General features: G+C 69.9%; 20 protein-coding genes. 8 read left to right on the top strand and 12 right to left on the bottom strand.

Translation table 11 applies throughout. From position 1 onward, the window contains the following. From ACWFR3_RS16715 to ACWFR3_RS16705, 3 genes are all read left to right on the top strand, one after another. On the top strand, positions 1 to 260 hold a 260-nt coding region (locus tag ACWFR3_RS16715; RefSeq protein WP_453735294.1), incomplete at its 5' end, for a hypothetical protein. Between the two features lie 337 nt (positions 261 to 597). Beyond that, on the top strand, positions 598 to 864 hold the full coding sequence (locus tag ACWFR3_RS16710) for a GlsB/YeaQ/YmgE family stress response membrane protein (RefSeq protein WP_453735300.1): 267 nt from the start codon (positions 598 to 600) through the stop codon (positions 862 to 864). A gap of 72 nt (positions 865 to 936) precedes the next feature. Continuing rightward, on the top strand, positions 937 to 1,566 hold the full coding sequence (locus ACWFR3_RS16705; RefSeq protein WP_453735293.1) for an alpha-ketoglutarate-dependent dioxygenase AlkB: 630 nt from the start codon (positions 937 to 939) through the stop codon (positions 1,564 to 1,566). A 33-nt stretch (positions 1,567 to 1,599) separates the two neighbouring features. Here ACWFR3_RS16705 and ACWFR3_RS16700 read toward each other — a convergent pair whose 3' ends face one another. Further along, positions 1,600 to 2,208 carry a TetR/AcrR family transcriptional regulator gene (locus tag ACWFR3_RS16700; RefSeq protein WP_453735292.1) on the bottom strand — a complete coding sequence of 203 codons (609 nt, stop codon included), beginning with the start codon at positions 2,206 to 2,208 and terminating at the stop codon, positions 1,600 to 1,602. Between the two features lie 118 nt (positions 2,209 to 2,326). On the opposite strand from ACWFR3_RS16700, the gene ACWFR3_RS16695 reads away from it, so the two are divergent. Both ACWFR3_RS16695 and ACWFR3_RS16690 read left to right on the top strand, forming a co-directional pair. Next, positions 2,327 to 3,040 carry an SDR family NAD(P)-dependent oxidoreductase gene (locus ACWFR3_RS16695; protein WP_453735291.1) on the top strand — a complete coding sequence of 238 codons (714 nt, stop codon included), beginning with the start codon at positions 2,327 to 2,329 and terminating at the stop codon, positions 3,038 to 3,040. A gap of 124 nt (positions 3,041 to 3,164) precedes the next feature. Next, positions 3,165 to 3,875 carry a Type 1 glutamine amidotransferase-like domain-containing protein gene (locus tag ACWFR3_RS16690; RefSeq protein ID WP_453735290.1) on the top strand — a complete coding sequence of 237 codons (711 nt, stop codon included), beginning with the start codon at positions 3,165 to 3,167 and terminating at the stop codon, positions 3,873 to 3,875. 2 nt (positions 3,876 to 3,877) lie between these two features. Here ACWFR3_RS16690 and ACWFR3_RS16685 read toward each other — a convergent pair whose 3' ends face one another. Then, positions 3,878 to 4,270, bottom strand: a complete 393-nt coding sequence (locus ACWFR3_RS16685) for a MerR family transcriptional regulator (RefSeq protein ID WP_453735289.1) — start codon at positions 4,268 to 4,270, stop codon at positions 3,878 to 3,880. Between the two features lie 132 nt (positions 4,271 to 4,402). Between ACWFR3_RS16685 and ACWFR3_RS16680 the strand changes: the two genes are divergently transcribed. Continuing rightward, positions 4,403 to 5,302, top strand: coding sequence for an alpha/beta hydrolase family protein (locus ACWFR3_RS16680; RefSeq protein WP_453735288.1), 900 nt, complete (start codon positions 4,403 to 4,405; stop codon positions 5,300 to 5,302). 19 nt (positions 5,303 to 5,321) lie between these two features. Here the strand turns inward: ACWFR3_RS16680 and ACWFR3_RS16675 are convergent, their stop codons facing one another. The 6 genes from ACWFR3_RS16675 to ACWFR3_RS16650 all read right to left on the bottom strand — a co-directional run bounded on the left by ACWFR3_RS16675 (position 5,322) and on the right by ACWFR3_RS16650 (position 12,311). Continuing rightward, entirely contained in the window at positions 5,322 to 6,635 is a 1,314-nt protein-coding gene (locus ACWFR3_RS16675) for a cytochrome P450 (protein ID WP_453735287.1), read from the bottom strand. A gap of 159 nt (positions 6,636 to 6,794) precedes the next feature. Then, positions 6,795 to 7,679, bottom strand: coding sequence for a geranyl diphosphate 2-C-methyltransferase (locus tag ACWFR3_RS16670; protein ID WP_453735286.1), 885 nt, complete (start codon positions 7,677 to 7,679; stop codon positions 6,795 to 6,797). Positions 7,680 to 7,693: 14 nt separating this feature from the next. Beyond that, entirely contained in the window at positions 7,694 to 9,004 is a 1,311-nt protein-coding gene (locus ACWFR3_RS16665; RefSeq protein WP_453735285.1) for a family 2 encapsulin nanocompartment cargo protein terpene cyclase, read from the bottom strand. A gap of 67 nt (positions 9,005 to 9,071) precedes the next feature. Then, positions 9,072 to 10,484 carry a family 2B encapsulin nanocompartment shell protein gene (locus ACWFR3_RS16660; RefSeq protein WP_453735284.1) on the bottom strand — a complete coding sequence of 471 codons (1,413 nt, stop codon included), beginning with the start codon at positions 10,482 to 10,484 and terminating at the stop codon, positions 9,072 to 9,074. A 462-nt stretch (positions 10,485 to 10,946) separates the two neighbouring features. Then, complete coding sequence (locus ACWFR3_RS16655; protein WP_453735283.1) at positions 10,947 to 11,546, bottom strand: HAD family hydrolase; 600 nt, start codon at positions 11,544 to 11,546, stop codon at positions 10,947 to 10,949. Between the two features lie 3 nt (positions 11,547 to 11,549). Continuing rightward, positions 11,550 to 12,311, bottom strand: a complete 762-nt coding sequence (locus ACWFR3_RS16650; RefSeq protein ID WP_453735282.1) for a DeoR/GlpR family DNA-binding transcription regulator — start codon at positions 12,309 to 12,311, stop codon at positions 11,550 to 11,552. A gap of 73 nt (positions 12,312 to 12,384) precedes the next feature. Here ACWFR3_RS16650 and ACWFR3_RS16645 point away from each other — a divergent pair, with 73 nt between their 5' ends. Beyond that, the gene (locus ACWFR3_RS16645; protein ID WP_453735281.1) at positions 12,385 to 13,590 is read left to right on the top strand and encodes an MFS transporter; all 1,206 of its coding nucleotides are present in this window, start codon (positions 12,385 to 12,387) and stop codon (positions 13,588 to 13,590) included. After that, positions 13,587 to 14,369, top strand: coding sequence for an alpha/beta hydrolase (locus ACWFR3_RS16640; RefSeq protein ID WP_453735280.1), 783 nt, complete (start codon positions 13,587 to 13,589; stop codon positions 14,367 to 14,369). The genes ACWFR3_RS16645 and ACWFR3_RS16640 overlap by 4 nt, the downstream gene beginning before the upstream one ends. A gap of 19 nt (positions 14,370 to 14,388) precedes the next feature. Here the strand turns inward: ACWFR3_RS16640 and ACWFR3_RS16635 are convergent, their stop codons facing one another. The 4 genes from ACWFR3_RS16635 to ACWFR3_RS16620 all read right to left on the bottom strand — a co-directional run bounded on the left by ACWFR3_RS16635 (position 14,389) and on the right by ACWFR3_RS16620 (position 19,364). After that, positions 14,389 to 15,996, bottom strand: a complete 1,608-nt coding sequence (locus ACWFR3_RS16635; RefSeq protein WP_453735279.1) for a glycoside hydrolase family 13 protein — start codon at positions 15,994 to 15,996, stop codon at positions 14,389 to 14,391. An 84-nt stretch (positions 15,997 to 16,080) separates the two neighbouring features. Beyond that, complete coding sequence (locus ACWFR3_RS16630) at positions 16,081 to 16,956, bottom strand: carbohydrate ABC transporter permease (RefSeq protein WP_453735278.1); 876 nt, start codon at positions 16,954 to 16,956, stop codon at positions 16,081 to 16,083. Positions 16,957 to 16,974: 18 nt separating this feature from the next. Beyond that, positions 16,975 to 17,940 (bottom strand): carbohydrate ABC transporter permease, encoded by a 966-nt coding sequence (locus tag ACWFR3_RS16625; protein WP_453735277.1) that lies wholly within the window; start codon positions 17,938 to 17,940, stop codon positions 16,975 to 16,977. Further along, positions 17,940 to 19,364, bottom strand: a complete 1,425-nt coding sequence (locus tag ACWFR3_RS16620) for an extracellular solute-binding protein (RefSeq protein WP_453735276.1) — start codon at positions 19,362 to 19,364, stop codon at positions 17,940 to 17,942. Before ACWFR3_RS16620 ends, ACWFR3_RS16625 begins: the two co-directional genes overlap by 1 nt. Positions 19,365 to 19,387 lie beyond the last annotated feature (23 nt).

Below are 19,387 nucleotides of genomic sequence, written 5' to 3'. Positions count from 1 at the left end.
CATCCACAGAAGCGGGCGCGACGCCGTTTCTCGCACTCTTCGGGTTCTTCGGGTTCTTTGCGGCCTCAGGCCGCGTCTTTGTGATGCCCGGAGACGGACGCCCGATGGTGTCCCGCGCGCCCGCCGCCGTGGATCAGGCGAAGGTGATGTGCGTGCCGACCGGTTCTGGGCTTCGCGTCACCGTTCAGCAGGTCCTCGATGCGATCCATGGCGATCATCAGGAATCCCATGGCCGGCAAAAGCAAAAGAGCGACAACTAGCATCGGCTGCGTCCTCCTCGCGGCTTCTCTTTCCGCCTGCCCCGCACTGGGGCACTCACGGTCCAGAAGGCATGGAGAGCATGCAACGCTCTCTTCACATTTATAGCCCGGACCGCCCGACACGGCAGAACGAGGCACCCATCCGGACAGAACGGGCACCCACCCGGAGGGGCAGCGCCTGCGCGGCGGCCTTCACCCGGTCGGCCGACAGAAACATGACCTTGGTCCTGCGGCCACTGACCTTGGTCCCGCGTCAGACGGCCGCCCGCGGACATCTGTGCTTGTGTCGGATGCCAGACCACGCGCCGATACGCGCGCAAGGGAAAGGAACATGCTCGTGGGCATCATCGCCTGGATCCTGATCGGTCTTATCGCGGGGGCCATCGCCAAGGCCCTCACTCCCGGAAAGGACCCGGGAGGCTGCCTGGTGACGATGCTGATCGGCATCGTGGGCGGGCTGCTCGGCGGCTGGCTGGGCAAGGTGATCTTCGGCGTCCACTCCATCAACGGGTTCTTCCACCTGTCGACGTGGATCGCCGCCATCATCGGCTCCGTGATCGTCCTGTTCATCTACCGCCTGCTCTCCGGCCACCGATCACGCTGACCGCGCCCGGCGCACGCAGCGACGAGGATTCGGATTAGCTCACACGTTCGAATCATTCGATACACTGCCTGCATGGCAACGCACCAGCTCCAGGGCTCACTCTTCGACCAGAGCGATGACGTGCGCCTGGGCCCCCTGGACGGGATCAGCAGGACCGTCCTCGGCGACGGCGCGTGGATCGACCTCCTGCCGGGCTGGCTGACCGGCGCCGACATCCTGTTCGAACGGCTGGCCGGCGACGTCCCGTGGAAGGCCGAGCGCCGGCAGATGTACGAGCGGGTCGTGGACGTGCCGCGCCTGCTGGCCTTCTACCGCTCCGGCGAACCGCTCCCCCACGCCGTACTCGACGAGGCCCGGCAAGCCCTCTCCGCGCACTACGCCGCCGAGCTCGGCGAGGCGTTCACCACGGCCGGCCTGTGCCACTACCGCGACGGGCGCGACAGCGTGGCCTGGCACGGCGACCGCATCGGCCGGGGCGCCCGGGAGGACACCATGGTCGCCATCCTCTCCGTGGGAGCACCCCGCGACCTGCTGCTCCGCCCGCGCCACGGCGGCGAGACCATCCGCCGCCCGCTGGGCCACGGCGATCTGATCGTGATGGGCGGCTCCTGCCAGCGCACCTGGGAACACGCCATCCCCAAGTCGGCCCGTGCGGCCGGGGGCCGCATCAGCATCCAGTTCCGGCCGCACGGGGTGCAGTGACGTCCTGCTTCACCGCCGACCGGTCGCTGCGCGCTAGGCGCGCACGGCGGCCAGGCACTCGTCGTACAGGTCGATGATGTCGCCCGTGCCGCCGTTGTCGACCCACGTCATCGACGCGGCATCCAGGCACGCGAACGCCGTCCCGATCACCGCACGCGCCCCCGGATCCGGGTTTCCGGCGCCAGTACCCATGCGTGCCTGGACGAGCGGCAGCAGATCCTCCTGGAACCGCAGCCGCTTTTCGAGATAACCGGCGCGCAACGAGGCGGTGTTGTGCAGGAGACGGAACCGCTCCAGGGCTTTTTCGCGGCTGTCGTGCAGGGCCAGTACGGCGGCGAACCCGGCGCGCAGAGCCTCCCAGACACCGGCTTCGGCGGGCTGTTCGCCGACCGTGTCGGCCAGGACCTGCCCGAACCGTTGCTGGTTGTCGCCGAGGAGGTCTTCCTTGGTGCCGAAGTAGCGGAAGAGGGTGCGCTGGGAGACGCCCGCCTCCCGGGCGATCTGGGCGATGGGTGTCTCGTCGTAGCCCTGCTCGGTGAACAGGCGCAGAGCCGTCTCGAGAATCTCCCGCGAGGCCAACTGCCGCGTCCGGTCCCACAACGTGGCCGGCGCACCCGCCGCTTCGTCTGCTTCCCGCTTCATGCCCCCAGGTTAGCGCAGCACTGCCAGGTCGACAGTCACACAACACTTGGCAGTCACTGCCAAATCGCCGTACGCTGCCAGGAGCCCCCTCTTCCAGGAGCACACAAAGGAGCGCATCATGTCCGCACCTGCAGCTTTGATCACCGGCGGAACCAGCGGCATCGGCAAAGCGACCGCCGAACTGCTCCACTCCCGCGGCTACCGGGTCATGGTCACCGGCCTCGACCATCTCGTCGGCACCGGACTTCCCGAAGACGTCATCGTCGTGCGGGCCGACGCACGTTCCCTGCCGGACATCGACCACGCGATGGACCGGGCGCGACGCCAACTCGGCTCTCTCGACCTGCTCTTCCTCAACGCGGGCATATCCCGCCCCGGCCCGATCGAGTCGACCGACGAGGAGACCTTCGACGCCCTGTTCGACATCAACGTCAAGGGCAACTTCTTCACCCTGCAAAAGGCGCTGCCCCTCCTCAACGAGGGTGCCTCGGTCGTGTTCACCGTGGGCGCCGGCGAAGGGCTCGGGGCCGCCATGACAGCCGCCAAGGGCGCTCTGCTGCCCCTCATGCGTTCCCTCGCGCTCGAACTCGCCCCCGCACGCATCCGCGTCAACGCCGTCAGCCCGGGACTGATCAACACACCTGCCTACAGCAAGATGGGCGTCACCCCGGAAATGATCGACTCCTGGGCCCGGGACGTCCCGCTCGGCCGCGTCGGCGCTCCCACCGACATCGCCGAAGCCGTGGCCTTCCTCGCCTCGGACGCCTCCGCCTATCTCACCGGCGACAACCTCACCGTCTCCGGAGGCGCCGGCATTCACGCGCGCCCCTGACGGGCAGCAGGCAGCGTGCTGTTCACCGCAGGTACGGTCAGCATCCGGCTGCGCCATCACCATGACGAAGTGGAGAGAGGGCACGGAATTGATTCCGACGAGGACGCTGAATCCGATGGATGCGATGAATGCACCGAAGAGCACCCTGGCCCTCCTCGGCGGAGGCTTCTCCACTGACGACGACGGGCGGTTGGACGACTGGATGCTGACGCACGCCCGGGCACGGGCGCCCCGCGCCCGGACCAAGGTGTGCTTCGTGCCGACCGCGAGCGGGGACGCACCCGCGTACGTCGAGCAGTTCCTCGCCGCGTTCGCCGCGCGGCCCGAATGTGAAGCCGCCGTTCTGCCGCTGTTCCGGCGGGAGTTGGACGACGCCGCTCTGCGCACCTTCCTGCTGGACCAGGACGTCATCTACGTGGGCGGCGGGAACACCGCGAACCTGCTCGCGGTGTGGCGTGCCCACGGCGTGGACCGACTGCTGCGCGAGGCGTACGGCCGCGGGACGTTGCTGTGCGGGATCAGCGCGGGCGCCAACTGCTGGGCCCGCGCCTCGCACACCGACTCCTTCGGACCGCTGGGCTCTCTGCCCGACGGCCTGGGGCTGCTGCCCGGCTCCGTCTGCCCGCACTACGACAGTGAGCCCGGCCGCCGCGATTCCTACCGGGCGGCCCCCGCGGGGTGGGCGGTGGAGGACGGCGTCGGCGCCCTCTTCACCGACGGGATCCTGGTCGAGGCAGTGACACGCGCCCCGCGGGCGCGGCTGTACAGGGTGGAGCCGGACGGGCGCGGCGGCGTCACCGAGCGCGCGCTGTCCTGTCGCGCGCTGGCGGGCTGAGTTCAGCGCCTGACCTGGCCGTCGGCGTTCGGGCGGCAGGAAGCGCCGGTGTTCATGTTGGCGGAGGCCCCGGTGATGACCGAGTCAAGTCGGTGCCTGGCGTCGGTGAGGCCCGCGATCTGCTCGTCGATGTGATCACGCTCCACGGCCAGGCGGTCGAGAAGCGCGGGGGTGGCTCTGCCGTCGACGACGCCGGGCATGAGCTCCGCGATCGTCTTGCTGGACAGACCGGCGGCATACAGCTCCCGGATCAGGCGGACCCGATCGACCGCGCCTTCCGGGTAGTGGCGCTGACCGCTGGCGCTGCGCTCGGCGGCAAGCAGATTCTGCTCCTCGTAGTACCGCAGGGCCCGCGTGGTGACGCCTGTCCGGCGGGCGAGCTCACCAATGCGCATTCCGACCTCCATACGGCCTCAGCGAGACCTGCGTCACAGCGACTTGCCTTTGACGTCAACGTCAAGTTTTACCGTCGGTCTGGCCCACCGCACGCACACCGCACGCACACCGCATCAGAAAGAAGCCCGCCCATGACCCCGATCGCATCGGTCAAGCCGCTCGTACTGCCCGCGCCGCAGCGCGGCGACGACCTGCAGGTACGCGTCTCCGCCCCGGTCACCGGCGCGGATCTGCCGATCGTGCTGTTCGCGCACGGATTCGGCTCGAACCTGGACGGCTACGCACCGCTGGTCGACCACTGGGCCGCACACGGCTTCGTGGTGATCCAGACGACCCACCTCGACTCCAAGCGATACGACATCGCCGCGGACGACCCCCGCACACCCCACATGTGGCGCTACCGCGTGCAGGACATGAAGCGCATCCTGGATGACCTCGACATCCTGGAGGCGTCCGTACCCGGCCTGGCCGGGCGGGTCGATCACAGCCGCATCGTCGCGGCGGGCCACTCCTTCGGCGGCCAGACCGCCGGTATCCTCGTGGGTCTGCGCGTCACGGACCCGCGGACCGGCATCGCCGAGGATCTGTCCGACGCCCGGGTCATGGCCAGCATCCAACTGGCCACCGCGGGGCGGGGCGGCGACGCACTGACCCCCTTCGCCCGCGAGAACCTCCCGTGGCTGCGCGATCAGGACTTCTCCCGCATCACCGCCCCCGGACTTGTCGTCGCCGGCGACAAGGACGACCTGCCGCTCTCCACCCGCGGCCCGGCCTGGACGAGCGACCCCTACACCCTCAGCCGCGGCGACAAGAGCCTGCTGACCGTCCATGGCGGCGAGCACTTCCTCGGCGGGATCTCGGGCTACGCGGTAGCGGAGACCACCGACGAGGACCCCGGCCGTGTCGCTCTCGTCCAGCAGGTCACCCTCGCCTATCTGCGCCACGTCACCGGCATCGACCACACCGGCTGGGAGACGGCCAGGACCGTCCTCGCCGACGCCCATCCGCTGGGGCGGCTGGAAAGCAAATGACCCCGCCCATCAGCGCCTGTCAGCCGAGAACCGCGGGTGTCGGGCCGTCGGGGCGGACGGTGATGCTGTACGTGGCCTTCGTCGGGGTGGAACGGAAGCGCGGGGTGTGGGCGGGCAGCAGGTGTTCCAGGAGGACGGTCGCCTCCCGGAGGGCGAATTGCAGGCCCAGGCAGGCCCGCGGTCCGATGCCGAACGGGAAGTAGCTGCCGGGGTGGGCGGGGCGTCGGCCGGAGGTGGTGAAGCGTGCCGGATCGAAGCGCTCCGGGGCTTCCCACAGTTCGGGGTCCCGGTGTGTGAGGTAGGGGCAGACCAGTACGTCGGCGCCCGCCTCGATCTCGTACCCGGCGAGGATGTCGTCCTGCGCCGCGCTGCGCGGCAGGATCCAGGCGGACGGGTAGAAGCGCAGGGTTTCGTGGACCAGCGCCTGGACCGCCTGGCGCCGCTCGGGTGACCCTTCCGCGCCCGCGGCGAGAGTCTGTTCCCGTGCCTGCGGGTTGCGGTCCAGCAGGAGGTAGAGCCAGGTCAGGGTCGCTGCGGTGGTCTCGTGCCCGGCTACAAGGAGGGTGACCAACTCGTCGCGGAGCAGCCGGTCGGTGTACTCGGGGCGCGTTTCGCCCGCCTCGATCAGGACGTGCAGCAGACCCGGGCCGTCCGGCCCGGCCTCGGCGTCCCGCGCGGCCCCGATGGCGTGGCGCGCCACCGCGTCGATCCTGGCCAGCTCTGCGGCGACCGCTCCTTGGGCTGCGACGGAGTCGGCGGGCAGGCTGGGCAGCGCGGCCACCACGGCGGGCACAGCGGCCAGTTCACGTTCGGTCGCGGGGTCCAGGGGGTGTCCGGTCAGGGAGCGCCAGATGGTGTCGAGGGCGAAGCGGCGCATCTCCTCACCGACGTCGAAGACCTCCCCGGTGCGGGCGTATCCGGCCCAGCGCGCCGCACTGACGCGGGCGGCCTCGGTGATCCGCTGCTCGTAGCGCCGCATGCCGCGTCCTGTGAACTGGCCCTGCAGCAGCCGTCGTTGGCGCTGCCATGCCTCGCCCGTCGCGGCCAGGACCCCGTCGCCGATCAGCAGTCGGGCACGGTGCGAACGCTTGACGTACCGGTCGGGGTGGAGCGCGAGCACGTGCTGCACGGCCTCCGGGGAGGTGATCAGGACGGTCGGGCGCGGCCCGAGCCGTAACGCGGCGACACCGCCGAGCCGTTCGCGCGCCCGGCCGAAGAGGTCCACGAGTTCCCCTCCCCCGGCCTGCCATTGTTCGACGATGGCGGGGTCGAGTTCGGGGACCGGGCGCCCGGCAGGCGGCGGGAGGGAACCGGGGCGGGCGTGGCTGGCCACGTGGCTGCTCCTGTTCGACGGCGTACGTCGTCTCGGACGGGGCGGGTCTGGGCGCCCCGCACTGTAGGCGAGCCAAGGCGGTTCGCGTCACCCCGCATGTCGGCGCGAGAGCGCCGGACCCCGCGTGACGGGCCCGGCGCTCTCACTCGACGCGTCGTATCAGACGCGGTCGGCCGCGATCAGTACGTACTGGAAGGAGCCGTCCTTGTACGACTCGATGAACGCCTCTTCGATGCCGGTGACCAGCGAAGACGTGGCCCGAAGCTCCCAGTAGGGCAGGGTCGCGGGCGTCAGGTCGACGACGGCCTGCGGCACGAGGCGGTTGTCGGCCATGGCGCGCAGGTACTCCCGGCGGGAGTGGATGTTGCACTCGAAGTGCGCGTTGATCTGGGAGACCCACTTCGAGGGCTGGCCGTAGCGCGGGTTCCAGCAGCCGGTGATGGTCACATAGCGGCCCCCGACCTCGAGGATCCGGGAGTGCTCGGCGAAGAGGTCGTGCAGATCGACGTACATGCTCGACTCGTTGTTCCACGAGCCGGCGGCCTGCCCGGTCTCGAAGGGCATGTCGAGCATGTTGCACACCCGGGCGCGGACGCGGTCCTGGATGCGCAGTTCCTCCGCACGCTGGTTGGCGAAGTCGGCCTGCTTGGCCGAGAGCGTGACGCCCTCGACCCTGCTGCCGAAGCGCTGGTGCGCCATGACCATCGAACCGCCGCGGCCGCAGCCGGCGTCCACGAGCGTGTCGTCGTGCCCGCGGGGGCCGAGGTGGTCCATGAGGACTTCGGCCTGCGCCGACTCCAGGCGGTGGAGCTCGTTGATCAGCTTCTTCTCGTGCTCGCTGTCGTCGGCGTCGCCCAGGGCGGCGTGGTCGACGTCGCCGATGCCGTAGTGGTGGTGGTAGAGCCCGTCCACGTCGCCGAGGCGCAGGTTCACGGGCCGGGCCTCGTTGTTCCAGTAACGCGCGATGTCGCCCTGGTAGGGCGTCGCGGGGGCGGGAACGAAGGCGGCGGCGCTGTCGGCGGTGGTGAACTCGGTGCTGGTCACAGGTGATTCCGTCCTTACCAGAAATCGGGCAGGCTGTAGCGGTAGGTGTTGGTCTGGTGCCAGTAGTGGTTGCCGTCGACCCATGCGGCCACGCCCTTCAGGAAGCGCAGCACGCTCGGGGCGGGGCCGGCCGCGGCCAGCGCGGCGGATTCGGCTTCGAAGTCGCGCATGAGGTCGTTGTGGACCTCGACGGCCTTCAGATAGGCCTCGCGTTCGGAGGCGTCCTCACGCTCGGCGATCACCACGGGCAGGTTCAAGTGGCGTCCGGGAGCGGCGAGTTCCTTGGTGTAGGAGTACAGGTCGTTGACGATGGTGCTGGCGTTCCCGGCGAGCGCGAGGACCCGCTGCATGGCCGGCAGGGCATGCAGGTCCGCGGGCAGTTCGTAGCCGCCGACGGTGTCGGTGATGGTGGGGCACGGCCGGAAGTTGTTGAACTGCCGCATCGCCAGGTATTCCCACACCTCGGGCGTGTGGTCCGTCTGGGCCCAGGCGCCCTCCGCGAGGTATCCCAGGTGCAGCCGGGCCATGTCGTGCCGGTAGCGGTCGGACTGGGAGGCGCTGGCCTGCCGGACGAAGTACTCCATCGCCGAGCGGTAGGCGCGCCGCGGGGCGTCCGCGTGGAGCGACTCGGCCCACTGCGGCTGGTACTCCTGTGTGGTGTGCAGGGGGTCGAGGGCGGTGTGCGCAAGGAGCAGGCGCCCCCCGAGGCCGATGGGTGAGCCTCCGTGGTCCTCGCAGTAGCAGTCGTCGACCGCGTTCTCGGCGACCATGAGCCGGGTGGCGATCATCAGATGCTCGACGGTCGGGGCGTCGGGGTGACAGGCGACCATGTAGCGCCCGACGGAGAAGCCGTCGAACTGGCCCTCCCACTCCTCGGGATACAGCTCGACCTCCTCCACCGCCCAGTCCTTGATCCTGCGACTGACCTCCTCCACCCGCACCGGGTCGGGCTCCGCCACCGGGTGGTAGTAGAGGCCCGGGATGTGCAGGGCGTCCGCCGGTGCTTCGGGGGCGTCGGTCGCCTCGGGGGCCTCGGGCGCCGCCGGTTCCGCACGCCGGGCCAGGCTCAGGCCCGCCGTGCCGAGCCCGCTGGGGCCGCACAGGATCCGCTCGAGGACGGGTCCGGCCGACCCCGCCTCGGCGGCTTCCTCCCCCGCGGGCCGGGGGAACGAGGGCGGGCCGGGCAGCACGCCGTGGGTGTACGCGGGGACAGGGGCCCCGAAGCGAGCCGCTGCGGCGGGCGGGCTCGGACGCAGAGGGGAAGACCCGGAGTCGGGCATCCGTGGCTCCTTGATGGGGTGGGTGACCTTTCCCGGATCGGGCATGTGCGCCCGGCCCGGGAAGGTCCGGGCTGTCGTGACCGTCCAAGGGATCCGCGGATCCCCGGATCCGCTAGTCGCGCCTGCGGGCGATCTGCACGTTCTCGAGCACGCCGAGCGCGCTGGGCACCAGGATCGCGGCGGAGTAGTAGGTGCTGACCAGGTAGGAGATGATCGCCTGCTCGTTGATGCCCATGAAGCGCACCGACAGGCCCGGTTCGTACTCCTCCGGCAGGCCGGTCTGATGCAGTCCGATGACGCCCTGGTTGTCCTCGCCGATACGCATGGCGAGGATGGAGCTGGTCTGCTCCTTGGTGATGGGGATCTTGTTGCAGGGCAGGATCGGGACCCCGCGCCAGGCCGGTACCTGCTGCCCGCCGAGGTCGACGTGGTCCGGGTAGAGCCCGCGGGCGTTGAACTCGCGCCCGATCGCCGCGATCGTCTTGGGGTGGGCAAGGAGCAGCTTCGTGCCGCGGCGGCGGCAGAGCAGTTCGTCGAGGTCGTCCGGGGTGGGCGGGCCGGAGTGCGGCTGGATCCGCTGCTTGAAGTCGGCGTTGTGGAGCAGGCCGAACTCACGGTTGTTGATGAGCTCGTGCTCCTGGCGCTCGCGCAGCGCCTCGATGGTGAGCCTGAGCTGCTCCTCGGTCTGGTTCATCGGCCCGTTGTAGAGGTCGGCGACCCTGGTGCGGACCCGCAGGACGGTCTGCGCGACGGACAGTTCGTACTCGCGCGGCTTGAGTTCGTAGTCGACGAAGGCACCGGGGAGCGCGAATTCGCCGGTGTGCCCGGCCGACATCGCGATCTCGGCCTCGCCGTGCTTGTTCTGGCGCTGCTCGGGCAGCGACCTGAACTCCTGGAGGTGGGTCTGGAGGCTCGGCGATGAGGCCTGCACGGCGGCGAAGTCGTCGCGGGAGAGGGTGAGCAGGGTGCCTGCGGTCTCGGCGGTCGCGGTGGAGTCCCATCTGGCGTCGGTGTCCAGAAGGGCCTCCTCCCCGAACCGGTCGCCGTCGGCGAGGACTCCCACGCCGACCTCGTCGCCGTACTTGCCGACGGACTTCCGGTTGATCCGGCCGTGGGCGATCAGATGGATCTGCCCTGCGGGGGCGCCGCGCTCGACAAGGACCTCGCCGGCGCGGAAGTCGCGCTGGACGCACCGGTCCGCGATCGCCTTCAGCACCTCCACGTCGTCGAAGCCGCGCAGCAGGGCCAGTTCGCCGAGTTCCCGTGGGATCACCCGGACGTCGCCACCGTCTTGGACGAACTCGATACGACCGTCTCCGACGGTGTAGCTCAGCCGGCGGTTGACCCTGTAGGCGCCGCCCTTGGTCTCCACCCAGGGGAGCATCCGCAGCAGCCAGCGGGAGGTGATCTCCTGCATCTGCGGGGCGGACTTGGTCGTGGTGGCGAGGTTGCGGGCAGCCTCAGTGCTCAGACTGGTCTGCCGGGGTGGCTCCAGCTGTGCTTCCGGGCTGGTCTCAACGGTCATCGGGCGAGCTCTCCTTCGCAAGGGAGGTAAAGGGCATGGGTGCGCCAAACCGCGAAAGTGGAAGTGAGGGGTGATCTCAGAAAATTCGTTCAGATCCGGGGACCATTTAACGGTCGTTGTGCCGGCCTCGCCCGATACGACCGATAGCAGCACTCGAAACAGTGATCTTGCTCTGCCCGGGGTTTATCCGGGTCACCCACGGCGTTCCGGCCACCTGCCCAAGAGGGCCCGGCCGTCAGGTGATCGCGGTCGAAAAAGAAGCGCGGGACTACGGTCATGAACCATGACCGAAGCGACCCACCTGCACACCACGCGCACGGGATACGACACCGTTGCCGTGGCCTACGAGGGCCTTGTCCTCGACGAGTCGAGAGCCCGGTGCCCGGGCCGGATCACGGCCCTCCTCCACTCATGGGGAGTTGACGCCTTCGGGATTGACCTCTCCCCCGGTTGCCGCAGGTTTCAGAGCACTTCCCTCAGCCGCTCGGGGCCGGTGAAGAGGTGGCCCCGTATGCCCGTCGCCTCGGCGGCGCGGATGTTCTCCTCGCGGTCGTCGACGAAGAGGACGCGGCTCGGTTCGGCGTTCAGGGCGCGCAGGCACCACTCGTAGGCGCCCGGGTCCGGCTTGGCGTGGCCGATGCGGCAGGAGAAGGCGCATACGGGGAAGTGCTTGAGCCAGGGGTGGTGTTCCTCGTAGTGAGCGGCCAGTTCCTCGGGGATGTTGGACAGGAGCGCGATGCGGCGGCCGGACGCCGCGAGCTCTTCGATCAGGGCGACCATGGCCTCGTCCACCGCGCTCCAGCCGGCGACATCGGCCGCGACGAGCTCCGCGATCCGGGGCTCGCCGAAGTGCGTGCCCAGGGTGTCCGCCACCCGGCGCCAGTAGGAGGGGCCGGACAACTCACCCCGGTCGTAGGGCTGGCGTCGCGCCCAGTAGGCGTCCCAGAACTCCGGGGCGGGGACCTCCGCCGTGCGCACGAGGCGGTCCTTGCCCTCGGTGGACTGGTGGCGTGCGATGACGCCGAACAGGTCGAAGAGCACGACGTCGGTCGATGCGGGCACGGTTCACACCTTTCGTACGGTGACGCCGGCGGCGGCCAGGGCGTCGGTCTCCTCCTGCGCGGCGCCCTCGTCGGTGACGACGGCGTGCAGGGCGGCGGCGGGGGCGACGAACGCCAGCGCCGTGCGGGAGAGCTTGGGGGCGTCAGCGACGGCGATGACGCGGCGCGCCGAGGCGATCGCGGCGCGTTTGATCGCGGCGTCGTCCAGGTCGTAGGCGGTCAGGCCGTGCGCGGCGTTCAGTCCGCAACAGCCGATGACCGCGGTGTCGAAGCGCAGGGCGGCCAGCGACGCCTCGGTCAGCGGCCCGGTCAGGGCCAGCTCGCCGGGCCGGGGCCGGCCGCCCGGCACCAGGAGCGTCAGCTGCGGGGCACCACTGAGCGCGTTCACCGCGTGGAGGGACAGCGGCATCACGGTCAGGCGGCGCCGCTCCAGCGCGCGGGCCACTTCCAGGCAGGTGGTGCCGCTGTCGACGACGACGGACTCGCCGTCCGCGATCAGCCCGGCGACCTCGGCGGCGATACGCCGCTTGGCTTCCAGGCCCTCCTGCGCCCGCAGCGCGAAGGGCGGTTCCTCGCCGCGCAGCAGCAGGCTCCTGGCTCCGCCGCGATAGCGCTCGAGGATGCCTTGGTCCGCCAGGACCTCCAGGTCGCGGCGAATGGTCATCTCCGAAGCGCCGGTCAGGTCCGCCAGCTCCGCGACGCCCATCCGGCCGGCCTCGCGCACGGCATCAGTGATCTGCCTCAGTCGCTCTGTGCTGCTCGCCATGCCGCTATAGAACATGATTCATGTCCGATATGCAATCTTCCGAACAGTAAGCATGTTCGTTATGTTCGTTCGCATGGAAAGATCGCTCCGCTCGGGCCGACTGGCCACCTTCGCCTACTTCACCCTCAACGGCTTCCTCATGGGGATGTGGATCGTCCACATCCCGGCCGTCGAAGACCGCGCCGGCATCAGCCACGCGGTCCTCGGCTGGCTCCTGCTGCTGCTCGGCGCCGGCGCCTTCGCCGGCATGCAGCTCGTCGGCCCGCTCACCGACCGCTTCGGCGCCCGCACCGTCGTACCGATCAGCGCGGCCCTGTGCAGCGCGGCCGTGATCCTGCCGGGGCTCGCCACGAGCGCCCTGGCACTGGGCGCGGCGCTGCTGGTCCTCGGCTTCGGCAACGGCTGCCTGGACGTCAGCATGAACGCCCACGCCGTCCAGGTGGAGCGCGGCTACGCACGGCCCGTCATGTCCGCCTTCCACGCCACCTTCTCCATCGGCGGTGTCCTCGCCGCACTGGTGGGCGCCCGCACCCTCAGCTGGGAGACAAGCCCGGCGGCGACCCTGGGCGCCGTGACCCTCTTCGGCCTCGCCGTCGCCGTACTCTGCGCGCCCGCCCTGCTGCGCCGCGAAAGCGACCCGGCCGACCAAGCCGCCACCACCCAAGCCGCCACCACCCGGGCGGCGTCCCGGCGCCGGACACCCCGGCGTATCTGGATACTGGCCGCCCTCGCCCTGATGCTCATGCTCTGCGAAGGCGTCGCCAACGACTGGAGCGTGCTCCACCTGCGCGACACCCTGGACGCACCGGCCGCCACCGCCGCCCTCGCCTACGGCGCCTTCGCCACGGCCATGACCGTGGGCCGCCTGCTCGCCGACCGGGTGGCCGCGCGCCACGGACCGGTGGCCGTCCTGCGCCACGGCGCGTCGGTCGCCGCCGCAGGCATGACGGTGGCCGCGCTGTCCCCCTGGATACCTCTCGCCCTGCTCGGCTGGACCGTGTTCGGGATCGGGCTCTCCGGCTGCATCCCGCAGCTCTTCAGCGCCGCGGGCCACGCCGATCAGGACGCCGCCGGAGCCAACGTCTCCCGCGTGGCGGGCCTCGGCTACCTCGGCATGCTCGCCGGGCCCGCCGTCATCGGACCGCTCACCCACGTCGTCCCGCTCAACCTCACCTTCTTCCTGCCCGTGGCATTCTGCGTCCTGGCCGCCTGCACCGCCGGGATCCTGCGCTCCAAGACCTCCACCGCTACCACCACCATGGAAACCGAGGCGGTATGACCGACATCAGCCGGCGAACCGACCTCGCATCCGCGCGCACGCTCCAGCACTTCACCTTGTACGGCGACGGCGAGACCCTCAGCTGCGCGCGGACGCAGGCGGAAGCACCTGCGCCCGGCGGCCAGGAGAACCCGCCCCTGGCGGTCGTATTCCTGCACGGCGCCGGCACCAGCGACAAGGGCCGCTTCACCGCTCTGATGGCCGACTTCGCCGCACGCGGGCACCAGGCCCTGGCCTTCGACTTCTCCGGACACGGCGACAGTTCCGGCCGGCTCGGCGAGCTGAGTCTGCGGCGCCGGTTCACACAGGCGTGTGCCGTGATCGACCGTCAGGTGCCGACCGGCCGGCGCCTGGTGCTCATCGGCTTCAGCATGAGCGGCCAGACCGTCGCCGACCTCGCCGCGCACTACGGATCACGGGTGGCCGCCATCGGGCTGTGCGCGCCCGCGGTCTACGGGGCCAAGGCCTGGCCCGTGCCCTTCGCCGCCGGATTCACCGAGATCATCCGGGCGCCGGACAGCTGGCGTCGCTCTCCCGCGCTCGATGTCTTCCGCTCCCTGTCCACCCGTGCGGTGCTCGTCACCCCGGCCGTCGACGCGGTGATCCCACCGGCCGTGACCGAGGCCGTCGCCGGAGCCCTGGGCGCTTCGCGCTCGCGTTTCACCCGCCTTGTCCTGCCCGATGCCGATCACCGGCTCGGCCTGTGGTTCGCGACGAACGGCGTGGCGCGCCGCCGCTTCGTCGACACCGTCCTCGACGGCATACGGCACGAACCGTAGGACCGCCGGCGAGCCGTGGTCAGATACGCAGCCAGACCGCCGTGTCCCTCGGTAGCCGGCTCGCCTCGTCCAGGGGGCCGCTGGCCAGCAGGAGGCGGGTGTGGGCGGGGAGTTCGCAGGGTTCGTCGGCGAGATTGACGACGCAGGCCAGGCCGGGCTCGCGTACGAAGGCCAGGACGCCCTCGGCAGCGGGCAGCCAGGTCAGCGCGCCGTCACCCAGGCCCGGTTCGATGCGGCGCAGGCGCACGGCGGCGCGGTAGAGCGTGAGCATGGAGTGCGGGTCCGCGGCCTGGAGGTCGGCGGCGTACGAGGGCCAGCTCTCGGGCTGCGGCAGCCAGGGCCCGGTCATCGAGCCGAAGCCCGCGTGCGGTTCGGCGGCCGTCCAGGGCAGGGGCACCCGGCAGCCGTCGCGGCCGGGGTCGGTGCCGCCTGAGCGGAAGTGCATGGGGTCCTGGATGCGGTCCAGGGGGATGTCGGCCTCGGGCAGGCCCAGCTCGTCGCCCTGGTAGACGTAGACCGCGCCGGGCAGGGCGAGGGCGAGCAGGGCAGCTGCGCGGGCGCGGCGGGTGCCCAGTTCCAGGTCGGTGGGGGTGCCGAAGGCCTTCGTGGTGAAGTCGAAGCCGGTGTCCCGGCGGCCGTAGCGGGTGACCGTGCGGGTCACGTCGTGGTTGCACAGCACCCAGGTGGCGGGGGCGCCGACCGGGGCGTGCTCGGCGAGGGTGGCCTCGATGGAGGCGCGCAGCCGCCGCGGGTCCCAGGGGCAGGAGAGGAAGGAGAAGTTGAAGGCGGTGTGCAGTTCGTCCGGGCGCAGATAGCGGGCGAACCGTTCGGCGTCGGGGAGCCAGACCTCGCCGACGAAGACGGCCGCGTACTCGTCGGCGACGGCCCGCCAGGAGCGGTAGATGTCGTGGAGTTCGTCGCGGTCGATGAAGGGGTGCGGGTCGACGCCTTCGGTGAAGTCGGGCAGGGCGGGGTCCTTGGCGAGCAGGGCCGCGGAGTCGATCCGTACGCCGGCCACGCCCCGCTCGAACCAGAAGCGCAGGACGTCCTCGTGCTCCTGGCGGACCGCCGGGTGGGCCCAGTTCAGGTCGGGCTGCTGGGGTGCGAAGAGGTGGAGGTACCACTCGCCGTCCTCGACACGGGTCCAGGTCGACGCGGTCGCCGAGAACTGCGAGGGCCAGTCGTTGGGCGGGAGTTCGCCGTGTGCCCCGCGGCCGGGGCGGAAGTGGAAGAGGTCGCGTTCGGGGGCGCCGGGGCCCGCGGCCAGGGCTGCCTTGAACCAGGCGTGCTGGTCGGAGACGTGGTTGGGGACGATGTCGACGATGGTGCGGATGCCGAGGGCGCGGGCCTCGGCGATCAGTTTCTCGGCCTCGGCGACGGTGCCGAACGCGGGGTCGATCATGCGGTAGTCGGCGACGTCGTAACCGCCGTCGACCATGGGTGAGAGGTACCACGGGCTGAACCACAGGGCGTCCGCGCCGAGTTCGGCGAGATAGGGCAGCTTGGCGCGGACGCCCGCGAGGTCGCCGGTGCCGTCACCGTCGCCGTCCGCGAAGCTGCGTACGTACACCTGGTAGATGACGGCCGAGCGCCACCAGGAGGCATCGGTCGGGGAGGTGTCTGCCACGTGGGCTTCCTTTCGGGCAGGTGGAACCCCGTCGCCGCGGTGCGTGGGCGGTGGCGGGGTGCGTGCGCGGGACGGGCCCCGGGGTCAGCCCTTGAGGCTGCCTGCGGTCAGGCCGCTCATGATGTTGCGCTGGAAGATCAGGAAGATGATCAGGGTCGGCAGTGAGGCGATGGCCAGGGCGGCCAGGAGCCAGTTCTCGGAGACGCTGGCGGCCAGGGAGTAGATGCCGACGTTGACGGTCTGCTTGCCGGGGTCGGGCAGGGTGAGCATCGGCCAAAGGAAGTCCTTCCAGACCGCGACCACCGCGAAGATCGACACGACGCCGAGGATCGGCCGGGACAGGGGCAGGACCACGGAGCGCAGCGTGCGCAGGGAGGAGGCGCCGTCGATGGCGGCGGCGTCCAGGAGCTCGCGCGGGATGGAGTCGAAGAACCGCTTGAGCAGGAAGATGTTGAAGGCGTTGGTGACCGAGGGGAGCCAGATCGCCCAAGGCGAGTTGATGAGGTTGCGCTCCACGACCGGCACGTCGAGGACGGTCAGGTACTGCGGTACGACCAGGACCGTGGCCGGGATCATGAGGGTGAGCAGCATCGCGCCGAGGATCGCCTTGCCGAACACGGGCCGCAGCTTGGAGAGCGAGTAGGCGGCGGCGACGTCGAAGACCAGCTGGAAGGCGAGCGCCCCGAACGCGTAGTACAGGGTGTTGAACAGGAGTTGCGCCAGGTCCATCACGCCCCAGGCGTCCGCGTAGTTCTGCGGGTGCACGGCGTCGGGGGTCAGGGTGGGCGGTGTCTGCGCGAATTCCTGCGGGGACTTCAGGCCGCTGATGACCATCCAGTACAGCGGGCCGATGAACACCAGGGTGAAGACGATCGTCACCACGGCGAAGGCGGTCCAGTACAGGAACTTGCCGCGCGGGCGGGCCAGTTGGGCCGGGGAGATCAGGGTGCGTGTGCTCATGTCCGTCGTCTCCCCCGGCTAGTCTTCGCTGCCTGCGCGGCTCAGGCGTGCGTACGCCGCCGAGAATCCGGCGAGCAGCACGAGCAGGACCAGGCCGAGTGCCGCCGCGCTGCCGTAGTTGTTGAAGGTGAACGCGTACTGGTAGATGAGGTGGACCACGGTCAGGGTGGCGCCTTCGGGGCCTGCGCCGCCGGTGAGCAGGAACGGCTCCACGAACACCTGCATGGTGGCGATGATCTGCAGGAGCAGCATCAGCGAGAGGATGAGGCGGGTTTGCGGGATGGTGACGTGCCAGATCCTGCGCAGGATGCCCGCGCCGTCCAGCTCGGCCGCCTCGTACAGCTCGCCGGGGATCGACTGCAGCGCGGCCAGGTAGATCAGTGTCGCGCCGCCCATGTTCATCCAGGTGGCGGCGATGACCACGGAGATCATCGCGGTGTCGGTGTCCTGCAGCCAGGCCTGTCCCGGCAGGCCGACGGATTCCAGGATGCGGTTGAACAGGCCGTATCCGGGGTCGTAGAAGTACTTGAAGAGCAGCACCGAGGCCACCGGCGGCAGCATCACCGGAAGGTAGACCAGCAGCCTCAAGTAGCCGCGCCCGTGCCGGAATTCATTGAGCACGAGAGCGACGGCGAAGGGCACGGCGAAGCCGAGGAGCAGCGCCAGGCCGGTGAACAGCAAGGTGTTGCGCCACGCCTGCCAGAACGCCGGGTCGTTGAAGATGTAGGTGAGGTTGGACCAGCCGGCCCAGACCGTCTCGCCGTTCTCGGTCTTCTGGAAGGCCAGGACGAACTCCCTGACCATCGGATACCAGGAGAAGACCGAGAAGCACAGGAGCGCGCCGATGAGGAAGGCGTGGGCGGTGAGGTTGCGCTTGAACGCAGCCATGAACGCGCCGCGTTCGGGGCGCCCGGCCCGGCCGTCCGTCCGCGGGGACGGCCGGGCTTTGTTCCCGGAGTTCTCGGAGAGGACGGGCGCGGACATCACTGGTTGGCCAGTACCTGGTTGACCTGCTGCTCGGCGGTCTTCAGGAGCTTGTCCGCGTCGGCGTCCTCGTTGGTCAGGACGGCCGACATCAGGGTGTCCAGGACCTTGTAGATCTCCTGGGCCTTGGGCGGCTCGGCCTTGCCGGTGACCGGCTTGTCGGTGAAGGCCCCGAAGTTCTCGACGGGCATGGTCGAGCTTGCCTTGCGGGCCTTGTCGTCCTCGGTCTTGCTGCCGCCGGTCCAGAAGTTGGGCTGCGGCAGGCCGACGGGCAGGCCGTCCGCCTTGGTGCGGGCCCAGTCGAACTGGCCCTTGCCGACGGTGAGGAACTTGAAGTTGATCCAGGCGATCGCGGCCTTGATCTGGTCGGGCGAACTGCCCTTCTTGATCATGTAGTCGTTGCCGCCGAAGAGGGTGGCCTTCTGGCCGGGGATCGGGCCCATGCCGAAGTCGTCGTACTTGGCACCGAGATTCTGCACCATGTACGTGATGTCGTCGGGCGCGGCGAGGAACATGCCGAGCTTGTCGGCGGCCATCTGCTTCTGCAGGTCGCCCCACTTCAGGAGCTGTGTCTTGCCCATGCTGTTGTCGTCCCAGCGCATGGCCTTGAGGTTGTCGACGATCTGCCTGCCGGTGTCGTTGTTGAAGGCGGCCTTGGTGCCGTCCTTGCTCACGATGTCGCCACCGAGGCCGTAGGTGGTGGCGGTGAAGTGCCAGCCGCCGTTGTTGCCGGCGCTGTACTCGCCGAAGCCGGACACCCCGTCGCCCAGGGCGGCGATCTTCTTGGCGGCCGTGCGGACCTCGGCCCACGTGGTCGGGGGCGAGTTGGGGTCGAGGCCGGCCTTCTCGAAGAGCTTGCGGTTGATCAGCAGGCCCATCGTGTAGTTGCTGTAGGGCAGGCCGTAGAGCTTGCCGTCCTTCTTCAGGACGTCGAGGACGCCCGGGTCCATGTCGCCGAGGGCCGGGACGGACTTGTTGTTGACGTAGGCGCTGATGTCCTGGGCGCCGTCGTTGTCCAGGACCTGCTGGAGGTCGGTGAAGTAGGTGTAGAAGACGTCCGGTTGGGACTTCGCCTTCAGCATCGCCGTGAAGCGGGGAGGCTCCAGGCAGGGGTCGGTCTGCTTCCCCTTGAGCGTGACGTTCGGGTACTTCTTGTTGAACGCCGCGACGTCCTCCTTCCACTGCTTGAGCTCGGCCTTCTCGGCGGCCGGCGGCATGCAGTCGATGGTGAGCGTCACCTTGGTCTTCGGATCGAGCGGGGCGGCGGCGTTGGCCGCGTTTCCGCTGTTGTCCCCGTCGGAGTCGCCGTCGTCGCTGCTGCTGGTGCCGCAGGCGGCGAGGGCGGTGAGGGCGAGGGCGGAGGCGAGGGCGACCGCGGTGCGGCGGCGGATGCGTGGCAGGTGCGGCATTGCGGAGCTGTGCATGGGTGGACCCCTTTGGACAGCGC

This window comes from Streptomyces sp. NPDC055189 (assembly GCF_053606765.1).
The sequence above is the reverse complement of the archived record's forward strand: the minus strand, read 5'-3'. Positions and strand labels throughout refer to the sequence as shown.